Here is an 18,250-nt window from a genome sequence, read left to right on the forward strand (position 1 = left end):
TTCTGTCTCTAACCCCACTCAGCAGCGCTAATCAAATTAGCGTTGTTTTTTGGCATATGTTCAAATAATGCCCACAGGATTTATTCAGCCAACAGATTCAATAACAACTGATATACGCTTCCGTAATCAAAAGCTGTCAATATCAAGTTACTATTGTGATATTTTAGAACAGATAACTGCACAAATGTGAGATCAGGATAAGTTATCGCCTAAATATTTAACGTGCGATAATGTTACACCCTACTGCTGATAATGGCTTTAAAAAGGTACTTTGCAAATTTAAGGATAAATAGCATTTTGATATTGCAGCTGGAGGAATGGGCAAAATAATGCCAGTGAGTAACACAAAGCCTTCTTTGCAGCGCCAAATTAAAACTATGATTCGTTCTAGTGTTCAAACTGCTCAAAAGCTACCTTTGCGCTTGATTTTGGTTGTTCCTTTTGTGCTGCAAATTTTCACAGCAGTAAGTCTTGTGGGTTATCTCTCTTTTAGAAATGGGCAGAAGGCAGTAAATGAACTCGCTGACCAGTTAATTATCAAAGTGAATAAACTAGTTGATCAACATCTGGATACTTACTTAGCAGCCCCTCGACAGATTAATCAAATCAATGTGGATGCTATGAATTTAGGAATTCTGAATATAGAGAATTTTCAGACTACAGGACGTTATTTCTGGCAGCAAATGCAGGTATTTAATGTTGGTTATATTAGTTTTGCTAATCCCCAAGGAGAATTTATTGGGGTTGAACGTTTAGATAAAGGTAGCCTATTAATTAATGAAGTTTCCCAAAAAAATGGTATTGGCAAACTGTATGTTTACAATACTAATAATCAAGGCGATCGCCAGCAATTAATAGCAATTAAAGATTATGATCCTCATGTGGAAGCTTGGTATGCAGATGCAGTTAAGGTAGGTAAACCTGTCTGGAGTCAGATTTATTCATGGGAAGATAAACCAGAAGTTTTATCTATATCTGCGAGCTACCCCATCAACGATAATAATAATAAATTTGTTGGGGTGATTAGTGTAGATTTAATACTATCGCAAATTAACAGCTTTTTAGCGAATTTAAAAGTCGGACAAACAGGACAAATATTTATTTTAGAACGCTCTGGAATGATAGTTGCTTCTTCTACTAGTGAAGCACCATACAAAGTAATTAATGGCAAAGCACAGAGGCTATCAGCATACCAAAGCAAAAATTATTTACTTCGAGAAACAACGGATTATCTGCAACAAAAGTTCGGTCAACTAAAAAATGTTAATAGTTATCAACAAGCTGTATTGCAACTACAACATGAAAGGCATTTTGTGCAAGTAAGACCTTGGAACGATAAATTAGGACTGGATTGGTTAGTGATTGTCGTTGTTCCTGAGAGCGACTTTATGGCACAAATTAATACTAACAATCGCACAACTATTTTACTGTGTTTGGGAGCGCTGATTATAGCGACGACAATGGGTGTATATACTTCCCGTTGGATAGCCCGTCCTATTGTACAGTTAACTCAAGCTAGTGGTGCGATCGCCTCTGGCAACCTTGACCAAGAAGTGACGATTTCTGGCTTAAAAGAATTGAGTATGCTTGCCACGTCTTTTAATCAAATGGCAGGACAACTACGTAATAGTTTCGCAGAATTAGAAAAAACCAATCAAGAATTAGAAAACAGAGTTGCAGAACGAACAGCAGAAATCACAGCAGCTAAAGAAACGGCTGATGCTGCTAACCGTGCAAAAAGTGAATTCTTGGCTAACATGAGCCATGAATTACGCACCCCACTCAATGGTATTCTTGGCTATGCACAAATTTTGCAAACTGATGCAAATACTAGTGATGAGCAAATGCAAGGTTTGAACACTATTTATGAGTGTGGTTCTCATTTGCTGACTTTAATTAATGATATTTTAGATATTGCTAAAATTGAGGCTAAAAAATTAGAACTTTATCCTCAAGAATTTGATTTAAAAAGATTATTGCTCGGCGCTTGTGAGATGTGTCGAATTAAAGCGGAGCAAAAAGAAATTAGGTTCAAATATCATTTAAATCATCATATTCCCGCTAATGTTTTTGCTGATGAAAAACGGATACGCCAGGTTTTAATTAATATTTTGAGTAATGCTATTAAGTTTACAGACAATGGTACAGTAACTTTTGATGTAGAAGTAGTTGCCTGTACAGGAACAAAATTAATTACCAATACAAATCAGATACTGCCAGTTTATAAACTGAGATTCAAAATTGAAGATACAGGTATTGGGATGACGAATGAACAACTCAAAAAAATATTTTTGCCCTTTGAGCAAGTAGGAGATAATTTACATAAATCAGAAGGAACAGGTTTAGGGCTGGCAATTAGTAGCCAAATTCTAGAATTGATGGGTAGTGACCTCAAAGTTGAGAGTGTATATGGTAAAGGAACTAAGTTTTGGTTTGATTTAAATTTACCCATAGTTGAGACTGGGAAATTCTCTTTATCAGTTGCAGGTCAAAAAAATATTATTGGCTACGAAGGCAAGACAAAAAGCATTTTAATTATTGATAATAGCTGGGAAAATCGTTCTATTTTTGTCAATTTATTGTCATCCTTAGGGTTTAATTTGACTGAGGTTAGTAGTTTACAAGAAGGTTTAGATAAGATCAAAACTGAACATCCCGATTTAATTATTGCTGATATCGCCATGTCGGAAATAAATAACTTGCAGGTAACAAAAATGATGCGATCACAAGTAAAATTTGCCAAATTGGTGATTATTGCTTTGTCGGCTGATGTATCTGAATATACTCGTCAGCAAAGTCAAGAAGCTGGTTACGATGATTTTTTAGCACAATCTGTAAAGGTTGAAGAACTATTCGATATGTTACAAACTTATTTATCTTTAAAATGGATTTACTCACTTGATGATGTTTCTCTAGTCAACATTTCATCTACAGAAGAAATTATATTTCCCCCGCCTACGGAGTTGTTTAACTTATATCAAGCTGCTAAGGCTGGTTATGTAGTTGGTATTCAAGAAGAAATCACCAGAATTCAGCAATTGGATAAAAAATATATGCGTTTTGCCGTTAAAGTTTCAGAATTAATTGCAGAGTTCGAAGATGAGGCAATTGTTGCTATGATTCAGCCTCATCTATCATATTGACATTGATCAATTATTCACTAATAACATGAAAAGTTTATTATACATATTCTTATTTAAGATAGTAAAAATGGATTTTTTTCAGGAAAGTTATTAAATAAAGATGAATCTAGAACTACGATGTTTCAGAGGATAATTTAGATGAGCAGTCCCATAAATAACTCAGTCTTAATTGTAGATGATATCCCGACTAACATCAAGGTTTTGTTTGACATTCTCAATCAGGCTGGTTTTCGAGTTTCTGTTGCTAAAAATGGTCTAAGCGCGTTGGCAAAAGTACAAGAAACATTACCAAATTTAATTTTGCTGGATGTCATGATGCCTGGTATGGATGGATTTGAAACTTGTCGCCACCTAAAAGCTAATCCTAAGACCAAGGACATTCCCGTAATTTTTATGACAGCTCTATCTGATACGGTAAATAAAGTCAAAGGGTTGCAAATTGGGGCAGTTGACTATATTACTAAACCTATTGAATATGAAGAAGTGTTAGCAAGAATCAATGTCCATTTAGAATTGCGGCGGACTCAATTGAAGTTAGCACAAGAGGAGAAAATGTCTTCGTTGGGACAGTTAGTAGCAGGAATTGCCCATGAAATTAATAATCCAGTTAATTTTATTTACGGGAATTTAGCCCATGCCCAAAATTATGTTGGAGACTTATTAAATTTATTAAAATTGTACGAAAATCATACGGTTAACCCAAGTGAGGAAATTCAAGCATTCTCAAAAAGTATCGAATTGGAGTTTATTAAACAAGATTTACCACGTCTATTATCTTCGATGCAAATGGGGACTGAGAGAGTGGAGCAAATTGTGCGATCGCTGCGTTTATTCTCTCGATTAGAAGACCCAGAATTTCAACTGTTTAACTTACATGATGGTCTTGATAGCACACTCATTATTTTAAGTCACCGCCTCAAAATTTTACCTACAGATTCAACAATTAACATTATCAAGGAATATGGTGATATCCCTTTAGTTGAGTGCTATTCTGGAAAACTTAACCAAGTATTCATGAATCTGCTGGCTAATGCCATTGATGCCTTAGAGGAATCAATAGTTAATAGAGAAACAACTGATACATTAACAATTTGGATTCGGACAAAAGTCACAGATGACCAAAAATCAGTATTAATTGAAATTACAGATAACGGTGTTGGTATTCCTCTAGAAGTACAACAGCGCATTTTTGAGCAATTTTTCACTACCAAGCCTTTAGGTAAAGGTACTGGTTTAGGGTTGGCGATCGCTCATGAGATTATAGTAGAAAAACATGGAGGTACTTTACAGGTAGAATCAACTCCCGGAAAAGGTACCCAATTGTTAATCACTCTTCCCATTCAGCAAGTGATTGGATATTAATGTTAGCTATTTTTATGGTCATAACACTTTACTATCTGTTTAGAGGAAATAATCAGGTAGTAGTAATTACCGCTTCAGCAGAAAAGTATTCAAAAGCCATGACGGCTTGATTTTTCGTACCTATATTTTATTTTTATGATTCTTTAACTAAATTAGTTATCAACTCTCACGCAGATGAGTCCAACATAAATCAACCCGGACTACGATAGATTGATGTTATAACAATTATTGGTTGTAGCTGTTGCTCTATCACGATTTCTGGGAATCATAATCTTATGGGTTATTTATAAAGCAATAATAACATTTATGTTGGGGAGGTTTTATTTATTGTAGCAACTGGTATTTTGCCAGGCACATATGTAGATATGATTAGTCAGAAAAAAGATAATTCAAGCGATTAACACACCCAAAATTTACTTTATAAATAGTCTCCTATCGCATCACCGGTGAATCAATATAAAATCCGCGAGTTCAACTTAAATGCTTGATACATCAACCGAAACTAACTTTATTTTAGTGGTAGATGATACCCTAACCAACCTCGAAATCATCTCTGAAGCATTGATTGGCGCAGGTTTTGAGGTAGCCACAGCACTTGATGGCAAAAAAGCGCTCGAACAAATAAAAAGTAGAGTGCCAGATTTAATTCTGCTGGATGTGATGATGCCGATAATGGACGGATTTGAAACCTGTAAAAACTTGAAAATTCAGCCGGAAACTCACGATATTCCCGTAATTTTCATGACAGCAATTACTGATACTAATAGTAAAGTAGAAGCTTTAAGTTTAGGTGCAGTTGATTACATTACTAAGCCATTCCATAAAGCAGAAGTATTAGCTCGTATCTCTTCCCACCTGCAACTCAGAAGCTTGAATAAAAATTTAGAAAAACGAGTTATTGAACGCACTGCTGAATTGAATCAAGCATTAAAAGACCTACAAGAGTATCAACTCCAACTTGTACAACAAGAAAAAATGTCGGTTCTTGGACAATTGGTAGCAGGGTTAGCTCATGAAATTAATAACCCAGTCAGTTGTATTTATGGCAATTTAGGTCACGCATTAACATATTTTGAGAATATGGATAAACTAATTAATTTATATCAAAGTTACTATCCTCATCCTGTACAAGAAATTCAAGACGAAATCAGCGAAATGGATTTAGATTATGTGCGCTCAGACTTACCTAATTTAATTTTCTCGATGAAAGAAGGTATTCAGCGCATCCGAGATATTAGCAGGAGTCTACGTATTTTTTCTAGATCAGACACAGAGAAAAAAATTCATTTTGATATTCACGAAGGTATTGATAGTACTATTTTAATACTCAAACATCGACTGAAAGGATCTGAGAATCATCCTGATATTGAAATTAAACGAGATTATGGTGTCATACCTGAAGTTAACTGCTTTCCTGGGCAATTGAATCAGGTATTTATGAATATTTTAGCTAATGCCATTGATGCCTTAGAAGAATCATTTAGTAATAAATATTCTTCCATAATAGGTAGTGCGGTAAACGATCATCAGAAACTGATAGTTGAGACTCCACAAATCATAATTCAGACAATGCTGAGTGAAGATAAAAGTCATGCTTTGATTAAAATTCAAGATAATGGTATAGGAATGCCACCTCAAATTAAAGCAAGAATATTTGATAATTTGTTTACTACTAAACCTGTAGGTAAAGGTACAGGTTTAGGATTATCAATTGCTCGGCAAATTATCATTCAAAAACATGGTGGTAAACTTGATGTAAATTCAGAATCAGGAAGAGGCTCAGAATTTATGATTAACATCCCCATCGAATAACTATATTAATTGTCAAATTCATTTTCTCTAGCTAATTTATGTATTTTGCTAAAACTTAGTTAAAGCTGGGATATTTCCTATCCTCCTTAAATAATTGATAAATTAATCTTTATTTGCAATATAACTTATCATAAATTTATGAGCAATTTAGTATAAATTCGTCGCTAATTTGTGTGATTTGCAAATTTATTCAGAAAACTAGGGAACTATATTGCTGTAGGGATTAATGTTTTACAGCGTAAAACTATGATGAAAATAGTAGTAGCCCACAGCAACGACCCAGATTCTCTATCAGCAGTTAAAGAGATTATTCAGCAATCAACAGATTCTCTTCAAGGAAATAATCCTCAAGCGGGAATTTTATTTGCAGCTATTGATTTTGATCACTCTCTGATACTGGAAAATATTAATCAGGCTTTTCCGGGGATTGAGTTGATTGGTGGAACCACAGATGGGGAAATTTCTTCACTGTTAGAATTTCAACAAGACTCAATAACTTTAATGCTATTTTGCTCAGATGAAATTGAAATTTTTGCAGGTGTGGGATATCAGGTTTCACACAATCCAATTGCGGCGACTCAAGAAGCTGTACAAAAAGCTAAAGCCAGAAGCAAAACCGAGCCTCAGCTCTGTTTAACCCACCCAGAAAGTCTTACAACTAGTGGTGTGTCTATCTTAGATGGCTTAAAAATGGCTTTAGGAGAAAAGTTTCCCATTTTCGGGGGTTTAGCTGCCGATCAATCAGTATATCAAAACACATACCAATTTTTTAAAACAGAAGTCTTGAGCGATGCTGTGCCAATTTTGCTCTTTTGTGGTCAAGTTTTATTTTCCCACGGTGTCGCCAGTGGTTGGCTCCCCATTGGTAAAACTAGCCAAGTGACCAAAGTAGATAAAAATATAGTCTATGAGATTGATGGTAAACCAGCTTTAGAATTTTATCGACATTATTTAGGTCAGCTTCCGCCGTCAATGGAATATCCTTTAGCCGTGTTTACTCATGATGAAACAAGTTTTTATCTGAGAGCGCCGATCGCCTATGATGAACAATCAGGTAGTATCACTTTCTTTGCGGATATTCCTGAACAAGCGAGTATTAACATGGCTGAAGCAGGCAAAAGCGATATTTTGGCTGCTGCTCAAACGTCATTTATGACGGCCTTCAATAACTACCCTGGAAAGGAACCAGCAGGTGTTCTGTTTTTCTCTTGTGTAGCTCGAAGACAACTACTAGGTACACAAGCTCAACAAGAATATCTCAATACTAAAAATATTCTTAATCAAGATTTACCATCTTGTGGTTTTTATTGTAATGGAGAAATTTCACCTATACAACCAACAGGTGAAACACACTTTCATAATGAAACTTTTGTCACTTTAATTTTAGGAATTCGTTAATAATTTAAGGATTGTATGAACTGTGAACAAGAAATCCAGAGGCTGGAAAAAGCTAATAGAATCCTCCAGAAAAAATTAATTCGTTCAGAAGTTGATAGAGTTAGGCTAGAGGAAATCAACAGCAAAAAAGAGACTTTGCTGAAGAATGTAATTAATGAATTGAAGCAATCACAAATTCAGTTAGAAGAAAGAAGCCATGAATTAGAAAAAACTCTGTTTAATCTTCAGACAATGCAGGATAAAATGTCTGCGTTAGGTAGTATGGTTGCAGATGTAGCCCACGAAATTAATAATCCTGTGGGATTTATTATGGGGAATCTGAACCCAGCATTTGAGTATATTCATGACTTATTCCGTCTGCTGGACTTGTATCAGAAATATTACCCCGAACCATTGCCAGAAATCCAGGCAGAAATAAAAGCAATGGATTATGAGTATGTGCGTGAGGATTTACCTAAACTTATTTCTTCAATGAAAGAAGGAACTGATCGCATTAGCAAGCTGAGTAATAGTTTACGGACTTTTTCCCGAACAGATGCAGAATATAAATTGCTTTTTAATATTCATGAAGGGATTGACAGCACTCTCTATATTCTCCAGCATCGTTTAAAAGCCGATCAAAACCGTCCACAAATTCAAGTAGTTAAAAAATATGCCGATATTCCTTTAATCAAATGTTTTCCCGGTCAATTAAATCAGGTATTTATGAATCTCTTGGCTAACGCTATAGATGCTTTAGAAGAGTCAAATTTTGGGTTAAGTTTTGTGGAGGTTGAGAAAAAAAATAATCAAATTACGATTATTACTAGTTTATGTGCCAATTCTATTTTAATTCAGGTTAAAGATAATGGTTTTGGTATATCAGATGAATTAAAATCTAAAATATTTGAACATTCTTTTACTACTAAACCTGTTGGTAAAGGTACAGGATTAGGGCTAGCGATCGCTCAACAAATTATTGTCCAAAAACATGGCGGAAAGCTGGAAGTTAATTCAGTTCTGGGAGAGGGTTCGGAATTTATCATTACTCTTCCTATTGAATAGTTTAAAAAATATCCCCGATTTTTCCTAAAAATCGGGGATAGATAGATTGAGATAGAGCTTACAAACCGTCTGGTTTCTCAGCAGGAATAGCACTTACCTGAGTACTGACAACTTTTGTGGCTTGCAAAATTGCAGTATTGGCAACAGAATTATTTGCCAAAGTAAAGAGTGGATTAGATAAAATTCCTGCTACGGAGGTAGCGATCAAAGTCAACACTAAACCCACTTGCAATGGTCTAAATCCAGGTAAATTCCAACGTATTTCGGGATAATTCTTGACTACATCGGACATTTCTTGGGGTTCTTTGACTACCATCATTTTGACTACGCGAATGTAGTAATAGATGGAGACAACGCTGGTTACTAAGCCTAGTAAGACCAACCAGTAAAGACCTGCTTGCCAACCAGCCCAGAATAAGTAAATTTTGCCAAAAAACCCGGCTAGTGGAGGAATACCGCCCAATGAAAGCAGGGAGATACTCAAACCTAGTGTGAGGAGTGGGTCTTTTTGATATAACCCAGAGTATTCGGCAATTTGGTCGGTTCCTGTCCGCAGAGAGAACAGAATGATGCAGGTAAAACCACACAGGTTCATGAATAGGTAAACCAGCAGGTAAAAGATCATACTGGCGTATCCGGCATCAGTTCCAGCAATCAAGCCAATCATCACAAACCCAGCTTGGGCAATGGATGAATAAGCTAGCATCCGTTTCATGCTGGTTTGAGCTAGGGCGACAACGTTACCCAAAATCATACTGAGGACGGCCAAGGCTGTGAACACAAATTTCCATTCTTCGGCGACGAAGGGGAAAACTGTGGTTAACAGACGGATAGCGAGGGCAAAGCCTGCTGCCTTGGAACCAACGGATAAAAAGGCAATCACTGGGGTGGGAGCGCCTTCATATACGTCTGGTGTCCATTGGTGGAAAGGTGCGGCGGAAATCTTAAAGCCGATACCCGCTATGACAAAAACCAGGGCAATAACTGCACCTAGTGATTGACCAACGTTAGCTGTAATAATTCCGTTAGCGATCGCACTCAGTTCTGTTTGTCCGCCAGATAGACCGTATAAAAGTGACACGCCATACAGAAATACTGCTGTACTGGAAGCCCCAATCAGCAAGTATTTCAGCGCCGCTTCATTAGAGCGGGGGTCACGCTTGGTATAACCTGTCAACAAATAGGAGGATATACTTAGGGTTTCTAGGGAGATGAAGATCATCACCAACTCACTAGCCCCAGAGACAAACATCCCGCCCAAAGTCGCAGTTAACAAAATAGCGATGAATTCCGCTAAAGCAGTTCCACTCTGTTCAACATAGCGGATTGACATCAAGATGGTAACAACGGCAGACAAGGCGATGATACCGCGAAAGATGATGCTGAGGTCATCACCAATAAACCCACCAGTAAAAGAGATGGGATTGGTAGCATCCCATTGAAAATACAGGGCGACAATCGCCGCGAGTAAGCCTGCGATCGCCAGATATCCGATCCAGCGTGAGGATGTACGCCCTAAAATCAAATCAACAATCAAAACCCCCATGAGGGTGACAATTACAATTCCCTCTGGCAAAATTGTTCCAGCATTTAACTGGGCTGCAAGATTAGCAAAATCCATGAGATATATAGGTTTTGGCGATTAGACATCAAGGCTAACTTTGTTCATTCTATCTATTGTTCTTGACCAAAGTTGCATTTATCTTTTTAGCTTTTAGTTTATGCTCGCTTTTGCCTAAAAACTGCTCACTAGTAGCGTCATAGCTTTCTGTTACGCATTGTTACTATACATACCATTGGATGAAATGATGCTTAGATGTAGTATTTGTAACTTTTAAAGTGACTTATCTAGGTCGTCCCAGAGTTGTAATATATATGACTGCTTCATCACTGGGAATGCCTAGTACTTCGTTGACTTGATCATCAAAGAAACCACCAATACCACTAACACCTAAGTTGAGTTGAATGGCGGCTAAATTCAAGCGTTGTCCCAAATGTCCGGCATCCATATGTAAGTAACGATAAACGCGATCGCCATATTGAGCGATCGCGGATTTAAGATCAGATGTATGAAAAATTACGGCGGCAGCATCTCGGCCTAGTTCCTGTCCCAAACAGAGGAAGTGTAACTCTCGCCGGAAGTTTTTAAACCGGATTTGCCTTAATTCTTGAGCTTTAGGCGCGTAATAGTAACAACCAGCCTCCAGTCCTTGGATTCCGCAGACAGCGATAAAAGTTTCAATTAAATTTAAATCAAAATAATCCGGGGAATTATCTAGACTTTGGTCAATATAATTTTGGGGTTGATAAGTAAAATCAAGTAAAGCCTTGAGTTCATCAAAGGTCAATTCGTCACCATTGTAAGCACGAGTAGAACGTCGCTTGTGCATAGTGATTTCCAAATCTGACAGATTTTCTCCCCAGTATATGGGTGCGGAGACGGTGGAGATTTTCAAGCAGAAAGGAAAATTGTATTTATCCTCCAAAGATTTTTCTTGGATGACCGTTGGTAAGTTCAGTTTGCCAGTGATGCTAGCCGAAATTTGAGTATGGCGATGAAAATATTTTAGCAATTCACCATCGGGAACTTGGGGATAATTAGTTTCAGTAGCCGAGGGGAGAGCTGTACATCCTGGAGATATATTTTGCTGGATGTCTAATAAATCTGCTAGGGGTAAAACAGCGATCGCTCCTTCCTGTAGCGGATCGATATATAGTAGATCATTAACTGCTTCATCAATGAAACCACCGATCAAGTGGGGACGATAATCAGTGATAGCAGCACCTAACTCAATATTTCCCAACAGATGTCCTGTATCTAGACAAATGCGACGATAAGCCCGGTCTTCATAGCGCCACGCCGAACGATAGAAAACAACCGTCACAATAATGGCTAATTGAGTACTTTCTAAAGCAGGATGCCAGAAACAAGCCTCTTGCAAACTTTGCCAAATATCACTTTCCCAATAGTGCATCAGGGAATGAGTCCGACATTGGTAGTTATAAAGCCCCGGTGATAGTAGCGGAGTACCACGGGAAACCAAGTACACCTCTGCCGGATATAGTCCCCCCGCACTGGGTGCAGCACGTAAATACACTGTATTCCCCATAGAAGGCATTCTGGCAGTCAGCCCATAACTGCGAAACAGTAACCGCGACAGCCTTTGCCACCATCGACCATTGGCATCATTGACAAATACCTCTGGTGTTTCTTGTAAGTAGGGTTTGAGGTCAATCGCAGAACCGATTTTATACTCCTTAAACGGCACTGGCTGTTTAGCCCAATCTAACCTCTGACTTTTAGAGGCGATCGTCTCAGGGTCATATTTAGTACGTTCGTGATAATGTTGAGCAATTGACTGGTGTATTTCTGGCATAGTACTTTCAATACCCTTACGACATCCTCATTTTGATCTTGGCATTCATCAGTACCATTATTTCAGTCTAATCAGCACATTCCTCAGAATGACTATTGCTTAAGGAGGCAGAGGTAGCGGGAGCAGGGGGAGCAGGGAGCAGGGGGAGCAGGGAGCAGGGGGAGCAGGGGGGCAGGGGAGCAGGGGGAGCGAAGAAGAATAACGATGGACTATTGACTATTGACTATTGACTATTGACTATTGACAACTGACAACTGACTAACGACTAGCTAAATGATTACGCCGCCAACGGTAGAAGCCGTAGACTCCGGCAGCCAAAATTAACCAATAGGGACTGTACACTATTAACCAAATACCCAATTTAAGCAGCCCAACCGTAAAATTTCCCAGGGAATAAGTAGATTTATTCCAAGTTTCCTGTATTTGTGAATTTACAGCAAGTTGAGGACTAGTACTAGCGACGGCTGCCTTGAGATTGAGCGTAATAGTGGAATAGGCGACTTGATTTTGTAAGTTTTTCAATTGAGCATCAATTTGTTCAATAGATTGTCTAACATTGCTGAGTTCTTGGGCAACACTGAGTATATCCCTCACAGACCCTGAGCGATCCATAATTTTTTGCAGATTAGCTTCAGTTTTGCGGAGATTAGTGAATCTGGCTTGGAAATCAACCAATTGATTGCCCACATCTTCCGCAGTAATTTTACGATTTTCTACTGTGCCTAATTTAGCTAACTCCTCTAATGTGGGTTCTAGTGAGTTCTGCGGTACTCTTAGCTGTATTGAGGCAATATGACGGGTATTTCCCTTTGTGGGTTGTTGTTCATTTAAGCTGATTAAGTCTCCCTGCTGACGATTAACAATTTGCGTCACAGTATCAATACTTTCATCTACCGAGTTGACAATTAGAGTTATGGCCGCTTTTTTAATTAATTGGGGACGGGAACGGGGTATAGGTGCAGCTTGCGCCTTTTGTGCCACATTATCAGCAAGCTCAGAAGCAGAAACAGGTACAGGTGCTGATGCTTGATTTGTAGACTGTGGTGCAGAGGCGCAACTGGTAAAAATCACTCCCCCTATTAGCGCAGTAATAAATAAAGCTGATTTATGTGGTAATTGAATAGACTTTTGCATAATCTAACCCCAGATAGTTGGATTAATCACAAGTATTACTGAGGACGCAACCTAAACCTGGGATTGTTGCAATTTCGGTAACTCAGCTATTCTGTTTTTAAGTTGCATGATCCATCGTGAGGGCTTTTGACAGTTGACAGTTAACAGTTAACAGTTAACTGTCCTTATTTACGTAGTTATGCAATTTAGACGCGCATTACCTTATACAGTGTTACTCGTCGCCTGAAGACAAGTATATGGGGAAAATCTGGCGCAGGCCAGAGATGAGACTTAACCCACCCATACCAAAACTCATCCACGGTAGCAAGTCTTCATAGAAATCCACTAGACGCGCAGTAGTCCTTGGTTGCTTGGGGTCATAACGTACTGCTACTATTTTGCCGTTACTGGAACGGGAAGATTGATAATTACCTGTAAAACGGATGCGATCGCCTTTGACTAAAAACTCAACTACAGGTGCATAGGTTTCTTTTTGCTTATCCTTACTGTCGCGTTCACGACGACGAAGGCTATCTACTACAGTACCCTGTGTTTGTTTTAACGTCGCGCGTTCCTGGGTGACTTGATTACCTACTAAAAAACCACCCCCAATAAACACACATCCAATCACCAGTCCAAGAATGCCACTAAATATATCTTCAAAGGTAATTTGGCGAAATTTCAAATTCATGGGTTTGACAATATCATAACAGATGAAGATTTTCGAGAATTAAGCTCATCCCACCTCTAAAAGGGGATGGGATTTCACGTTGACGGTTGACGGTTGACGGTTAACCGTCATCAGTCAGCAGTTAACGGTGGCGGGGCGGCTATCCCTCCCGCTCCTTGAAGGAAGTGGGTTTCCCGCCGCCTTCGGTGACTACAACTTTTAAAGTACTCAGACTAGTATCGGCACAACCAGTAATGAATCCGCCTAAACTTTGGATGTGTTGCAAATATTCAATGGCAGGTTTTGTAATGATTTCTCCTGGCATCAGGACGGGGATTCCTGGGGGATAAGGACAGACAATTTCTGCACAAATGCGATCTCTCGCCTGTTCGATGGATAATGTTTCACTATCGGCGAAAAAGGCATCACGGGGAGAAATTTCTGAAAAATATTCCAGATTGCTATTAATTATTGGGTTGACTAATGCCTTAGCGGGTGGTGTTGTTTCTGCTAAAGTTGTGAAACTTTGGATTAACTGCTCAATATCAGCAGCTGTGTTTCCCAAGCTAATAATAAAGGTGAGATGTTGCAACGTAGCAAATTCAGCCGTTACACCCAGTTTTTCATCTAAAATTTCTTCCGCCGCAAAACCTGTTAAACCCAAGCCGGAAACAGTGACAGTTAACCGTGTTTTATCCAAAGTTGTAAACCCTGGTGATGGTATCTGGGTAGGAGACTGTAACACTGATAAGCCAGGAATTTGACTAATTCTTTCTCTGGCTTCATTTGCTAGCTGTAAGGTACGGGACATTAACTGTTTCCCAGACAAAGCCATTTGTTGACGAGCTGCATCTAGGGAAGCGAGAAGTACATAACTGGGGCTAGTAGACTGTAGCAGCTGCAAAGCCTGACTAACTCGAACCGCATTTATTCTGTCACCTTGGATGTGAAGCATTGAAGCTTGCGTCATTGCACCCAGTACCTTGTGAATGGACTGTACAGTTAAGTCTGCACCAGCAGCTAAGGCCGGGGTGGGTAATTCTGGGTGAAAAGCAAAGTGTGCGCCGTGGGCTTCATCTACAAGTAGAGGAATATTGTATTGGTGGGTGATTTGGGCGATCGCTTCTAAATCCCCACATACACCATAATATGTAGGGTAAACTGTCAACACCGCTTTAGCATCAGGATGTTGTTGTAAAGCAGCTTGTACAGCCTCAGGTGTCATACTGTGGGCAATATCTAAAACTGGGTCATATTCAGGATGAATAAAAATTGGGATAGCACCAGAGAGAATTAAACCAGCGATCGCTGATGAATGTACATTCCGAGGCAAAATAATTTTATCCCCTGGTCTACAAGTAGCCAGAATTGCCGCCTCGACACCGCAAGTAGAACCATTGACTAAAAACCATGTTCGTGAAGCACCAAAGGCTGCCGTCGCTAATTGTTGGGCTTCCTGAATCACTCCTTGGGGTGCAGATAAATTATCTAAATTAGCCAACTCCGTCAAATCAGCACCAAACACCGCTTTACCCAACAAATCAGCCAAAGGTTGAGCAATCCCCCGCCCCCGCTTATGCCCAGGAGTATAAAACGCTGCATGAGGACGAGCGATACAAGCTTTTATCGCATCGATTAATGGTGTTTGATTTTGATCGAGCATTTGCAGGAGGCAGAAAAGAGATAACTGTTGACTGTTGACTAATGACTATTGACCAATCTTGGTAGAGTGAGAATATAAGCAAAATATAAACTCGCCAGATTTATACGGCAGAACATGGGCAGTATTTGGGAATTAGATTTTTACTCCCGTCCGATTTTGGACGAAAATCAGAAAAAAGTTTGGGAAGTTGTAATTTGTGAAAGTCCCTTAGATATTCGCACAAAGACGGATTCCTTATTTCGCTATGCACAATATTGTCCCAGCACTGAAGTTAATTCAGTTTGGTTAAGGACAGCAATTCAAGAGGCAATTAGCAAGGCGGGGGAAGCACCAATCAAAATCCGCTTTTTCCGTCGCCAAATGAATAATATGATCGTTAAGGCTTGCGAGGATGCAGGTATTCCAGCTTTGTCGAGCCGGCGCACTTTGGCACTCAATCAATGGCTGAAGCAGCGCATGGAAGAGGTTTATCCCCAAGAACCAGGCTATCAAGGGGGAACGACTCCCTCAGTGCGTTTGGACAGTCCCTTACCGCAACGCTTACCTGATGCCTTAGAAGGACAACAATGGGTGTTTGTCTCTTTATCAGCTGCGGATTTAGCAGAAATGCCAGAATGGGAAATTGGTTTTAGTGAGGCATTTCCATTAGATTTTGTCCAGGTATCGCCTGAAACCCGCATTCCTGGGGTATTGATTTTCTCCCCTAGAGCTTTGCCAATAGCAGGTTGGATGTCTGGTTTGGAGTTGGCATTTTTGAGAGTAGATACCAGCCAAGGAACAAGACTAGTTTTAGAAACTGGTGCTACGGAAAGTTGGATTTTAGCAAATATCAAAAACTCCACCACTGTACAAGAAGCTAGAGGTTTCGAGGAAGCTAAACAAAAAGCCAACGGTGTACATTTTATCGGTGTGCAGTCAAACCCGGAAGCAGAATCTTTTGCTGGATTTTGGCTGTTACAAGAAGTAGGGGTGTAGGGGTGTGGGGGTATAGGGGATAAGAGAGATATGGATTGTCTATCTTTTTCCCCAATCCCCAATCCCAGACGAAAGTCACTATAATTTTGAATTTTGTAGGCTTGCCTTCCCGTAGGGTATTTTGAATTTTGAATTGATGAGTCCCCATTCCTTTTAAATGGTGATAAAGACCAATGATTTGGGATAATTATCTGCGTCCGTCTGAAATCTACGCGGATAGTCACCAATGATTTGGGATAATGATCTGCGTGTACTGCCAGTTCAAAATCCAAAGTCCACAATTCACCGAGGGTCATGGGTTCTGAAAATTTGTCACAAGATACACTAGCAGAACAGCTGCTGGAACTAGCTATTAAATCGGGAGCGGAAGCGGCTGAAGTGTATCAGTCGCGATCGCTTTCTCGTCCGGTTTTTTTTGAGGCTAACCGACTCAAACAGCTAGAAACCAGCCAATCTGAAGGTACGGCGCTGCGGCTATGGCGCAAAGGCCGCCCAGGACTCACGGTAGCTTATGGTTCGGTGGAAGCAGCCGCAATGGTAGAACGCGCTCTCGCTTTGAGTGAACTGAACCAATCAGAACCAGTGGAATTGATTAGCAACTTTCAGCCATCCTACCCAGATTTGGGTGAGGCTGTATCTGTAGAAGTTTTAGTTGGTTGGGGCAAAGAAGCGATCGCCATCATCCGCGATAATTATCCCGATGTCCTCTGTAATAGTGACTGGGAATGTGATGTGGAAACGACTAGACTTGTTAATACCCAAGGTTTAGATTGCTACTACAGCGATACTACCCTCAGTTGCTATATGTCCGCCGAATGGGTTCGTGGTGATGATTTTTTAAGTGTATCTGATGGACAAACTCAGCGTGATTACTTAGATCCGGAAAAATTAGCTTATCAAATTTTACAAAGACTGGTTTGGGCTAAAGAAAACGTCCCGCCCCCTAACGGTCGTGTCCCAGTTTTATTTACCTCCAAGGCGGCGGATATGCTTTGGGGTACAGCACAAGCAGCTTTGAATGGCAAACGTGTACTAGAAGCAGCTTCTCCTTGGGCAGAACGCGTGGGTAAACAAGTAATCGCCCCTAGCCTTACCCTTTACCAAGACCCCCAAGCCGGGCCTTATAGCTGCCCCTTTGATGACGAAGGTACTCCGACTAAATCTTTGGTATTTATCGAAAAAGGCATATTACAAAATTATTATTGCGATCGCACCACCGGAAGGCAACTAGGTAATGGCACTACTGGCAATGGTTTTCGCCCCGGTTTAGGCAGTTATCCCACCCCTGGCTTATTTAACTTTTTGATTAAGCCTGGTTCTAAATCCCTCAAAGACTTGATCCAAAACATGGATGATGGCTTGATTGTAGACCAAATGCTCGGTGGTAGCGGTGGTATCTCTGGCGACTTTTCGATCAATATCGAATTAGGCTATCGAGTCCAAAAAGGTCAAGTAATCGGTCGCGTCAAAGATACAATGGTCGCAGGCAATGTTTATACCGCCCTCAAGCAAGTGGAATTAGGCAGTGATGCTGATTGGAACGGTTCTTGTTATACTCCGTCTTTAATAGTCGAAGGACTATCGACGACTGGGAGGAATAATTAAGAGGCAGGGGGCAGGGGAAGCAGGGGCAGAAAATTGACTATGGACAATTGTACAGACGCGATTAATCGCGTCTCTGACAAATAACTAA

Annotated in this window: 12 protein-coding genes; 7 read left to right on the forward strand and 5 right to left on the reverse strand. The window is 39.7% G+C overall.

Going from position 1 to position 18,250, the window contains the following annotated elements; genetic code table 11:
* The first annotated feature begins 329 nt into the window (after positions 1-329).
* The 5 genes from H6G14_RS05450 to H6G14_RS05470 all read left to right on the forward strand — a co-directional run bounded on the left by H6G14_RS05450 (position 330) and on the right by H6G14_RS05470 (position 8,759).
* Complete coding sequence (locus H6G14_RS05450) at positions 330-3,143, forward strand: ATP-binding protein (protein WP_242053354.1); 2,814 nt, start codon at positions 330-332, stop codon at positions 3,141-3,143.
* A gap of 138 nt (positions 3,144-3,281) precedes the next feature.
* On the forward strand, positions 3,282-4,505 hold the full coding sequence (locus H6G14_RS05455; protein WP_190566102.1) for a hybrid sensor histidine kinase/response regulator: 1,224 nt from the start codon (positions 3,282-3,284) through the stop codon (positions 4,503-4,505).
* Between the two features lie 480 nt (positions 4,506-4,985).
* On the forward strand, positions 4,986-6,317 hold the full coding sequence (locus H6G14_RS05460; RefSeq protein WP_190566103.1) for a hybrid sensor histidine kinase/response regulator: 1,332 nt from the start codon (positions 4,986-4,988) through the stop codon (positions 6,315-6,317).
* 246 nt (positions 6,318-6,563) lie between these two features.
* Positions 6,564-7,715 (forward strand): FIST signal transduction protein, encoded by a 1,152-nt coding sequence (locus tag H6G14_RS05465; protein WP_190566104.1) that lies wholly within the window; start codon positions 6,564-6,566, stop codon positions 7,713-7,715.
* 15 nt (positions 7,716-7,730) lie between these two features.
* Entirely contained in the window at positions 7,731-8,759 is a 1,029-nt protein-coding gene (locus H6G14_RS05470; RefSeq protein WP_190566105.1) for a sensor histidine kinase, read from the forward strand.
* A 58-nt stretch (positions 8,760-8,817) separates the two neighbouring features.
* Here H6G14_RS05470 and H6G14_RS05475 read toward each other — a convergent pair whose 3' ends face one another.
* The 5 genes from H6G14_RS05475 to H6G14_RS05495 all read right to left on the reverse strand — a co-directional run bounded on the left by H6G14_RS05475 (position 8,818) and on the right by H6G14_RS05495 (position 15,582).
* Positions 8,818-10,380 carry an NAD(P)H-quinone oxidoreductase subunit N gene (locus tag H6G14_RS05475; protein WP_190566106.1) on the reverse strand — a complete coding sequence of 521 codons (1,563 nt, stop codon included), beginning with the start codon at positions 10,378-10,380 and terminating at the stop codon, positions 8,818-8,820.
* Positions 10,381-10,603: 223 nt separating this feature from the next.
* A complete protein-coding gene (locus H6G14_RS05480) occupies positions 10,604-12,136 on the reverse strand; it encodes a SagB/ThcOx family dehydrogenase (RefSeq protein WP_190566107.1) in 1,533 nt (510 codons plus the stop codon).
* 258 nt (positions 12,137-12,394) lie between these two features.
* A complete protein-coding gene (locus H6G14_RS05485; RefSeq protein ID WP_190566108.1) occupies positions 12,395-13,270 on the reverse strand; it encodes a DUF4349 domain-containing protein in 876 nt (291 codons plus the stop codon).
* A 211-nt stretch (positions 13,271-13,481) separates the two neighbouring features.
* Positions 13,482-13,940, reverse strand: a complete 459-nt coding sequence (locus H6G14_RS05490) for a DUF3592 domain-containing protein (RefSeq protein ID WP_190566109.1) — start codon at positions 13,938-13,940, stop codon at positions 13,482-13,484.
* 139 nt (positions 13,941-14,079) lie between these two features.
* A complete protein-coding gene (locus H6G14_RS05495) occupies positions 14,080-15,582 on the reverse strand; it encodes an aminotransferase class I/II-fold pyridoxal phosphate-dependent enzyme (RefSeq protein ID WP_190566110.1) in 1,503 nt (500 codons plus the stop codon).
* Positions 15,583-15,696: 114 nt separating this feature from the next.
* Between H6G14_RS05495 and H6G14_RS05500 the strand changes: the two genes are divergently transcribed.
* Positions 15,697-16,557 (forward strand): Tab2/Atab2 family RNA-binding protein, encoded by an 861-nt coding sequence (locus H6G14_RS05500; RefSeq protein WP_190566111.1) that lies wholly within the window; start codon positions 15,697-15,699, stop codon positions 16,555-16,557.
* Positions 16,558-16,851: 294 nt separating this feature from the next.
* Complete coding sequence (locus tag H6G14_RS05505; RefSeq protein ID WP_190566112.1) at positions 16,852-18,162, forward strand: TldD/PmbA family protein; 1,311 nt, start codon at positions 16,852-16,854, stop codon at positions 18,160-18,162.
* Positions 18,163-18,250: the final 88 nt, after the last annotated feature.

The organism is Nostoc parmelioides FACHB-3921, assembly GCF_014696625.1.
Taxonomy (GTDB): Bacteria; Cyanobacteriota; Cyanobacteriia; order Cyanobacteriales; family Nostocaceae; genus Trichormus; species Trichormus parmelioides.

Bases quoted from the DNA above. Each gene is read 5' to 3' on its own strand.
- H6G14_RS05465 (WP_190566104.1), top strand. From the start codon at position 6,564: ATGATGAAAATAGTAGTAGCCCACAGCAACGACCCAGATTCTCTATCA.
- H6G14_RS05495 (WP_190566110.1), bottom strand. From the start codon at position 15,582: ATGCTCGATCAAAATCAAACACCATTAATCGATGCGATAAAAGCTTGT.
- H6G14_RS05460 (WP_190566103.1), top strand. From the start codon at position 4,986: ATGCTTGATACATCAACCGAAACTAACTTTATTTTAGTGGTAGATGAT.
- H6G14_RS05505 (WP_190566112.1), top strand. From the start codon at position 16,852: ATGGGTTCTGAAAATTTGTCACAAGATACACTAGCAGAACAGCTGCTG.
- H6G14_RS05470 (WP_190566105.1), top strand. From the start codon at position 7,731: ATGAACTGTGAACAAGAAATCCAGAGGCTGGAAAAAGCTAATAGAATC.
- H6G14_RS05490 (WP_190566109.1), bottom strand. From the start codon at position 13,940: ATGAATTTGAAATTTCGCCAAATTACCTTTGAAGATATATTTAGTGGC.
- H6G14_RS05485 (WP_190566108.1), bottom strand. From the start codon at position 13,270: ATGCAAAAGTCTATTCAATTACCACATAAATCAGCTTTATTTATTACT.
- H6G14_RS05455 (WP_190566102.1), top strand. From the start codon at position 3,282: ATGAGCAGTCCCATAAATAACTCAGTCTTAATTGTAGATGATATCCCG.
- H6G14_RS05450 (WP_242053354.1), top strand. From the start codon at position 330: ATGCCAGTGAGTAACACAAAGCCTTCTTTGCAGCGCCAAATTAAAACT.
- H6G14_RS05475 (WP_190566106.1), bottom strand. From the start codon at position 10,380: ATGGATTTTGCTAATCTTGCAGCCCAGTTAAATGCTGGAACAATTTTG.
- H6G14_RS05480 (WP_190566107.1), bottom strand. From the start codon at position 12,136: ATGCCAGAAATACACCAGTCAATTGCTCAACATTATCACGAACGTACT.
- H6G14_RS05500 (WP_190566111.1), top strand. From the start codon at position 15,697: ATGGGCAGTATTTGGGAATTAGATTTTTACTCCCGTCCGATTTTGGAC.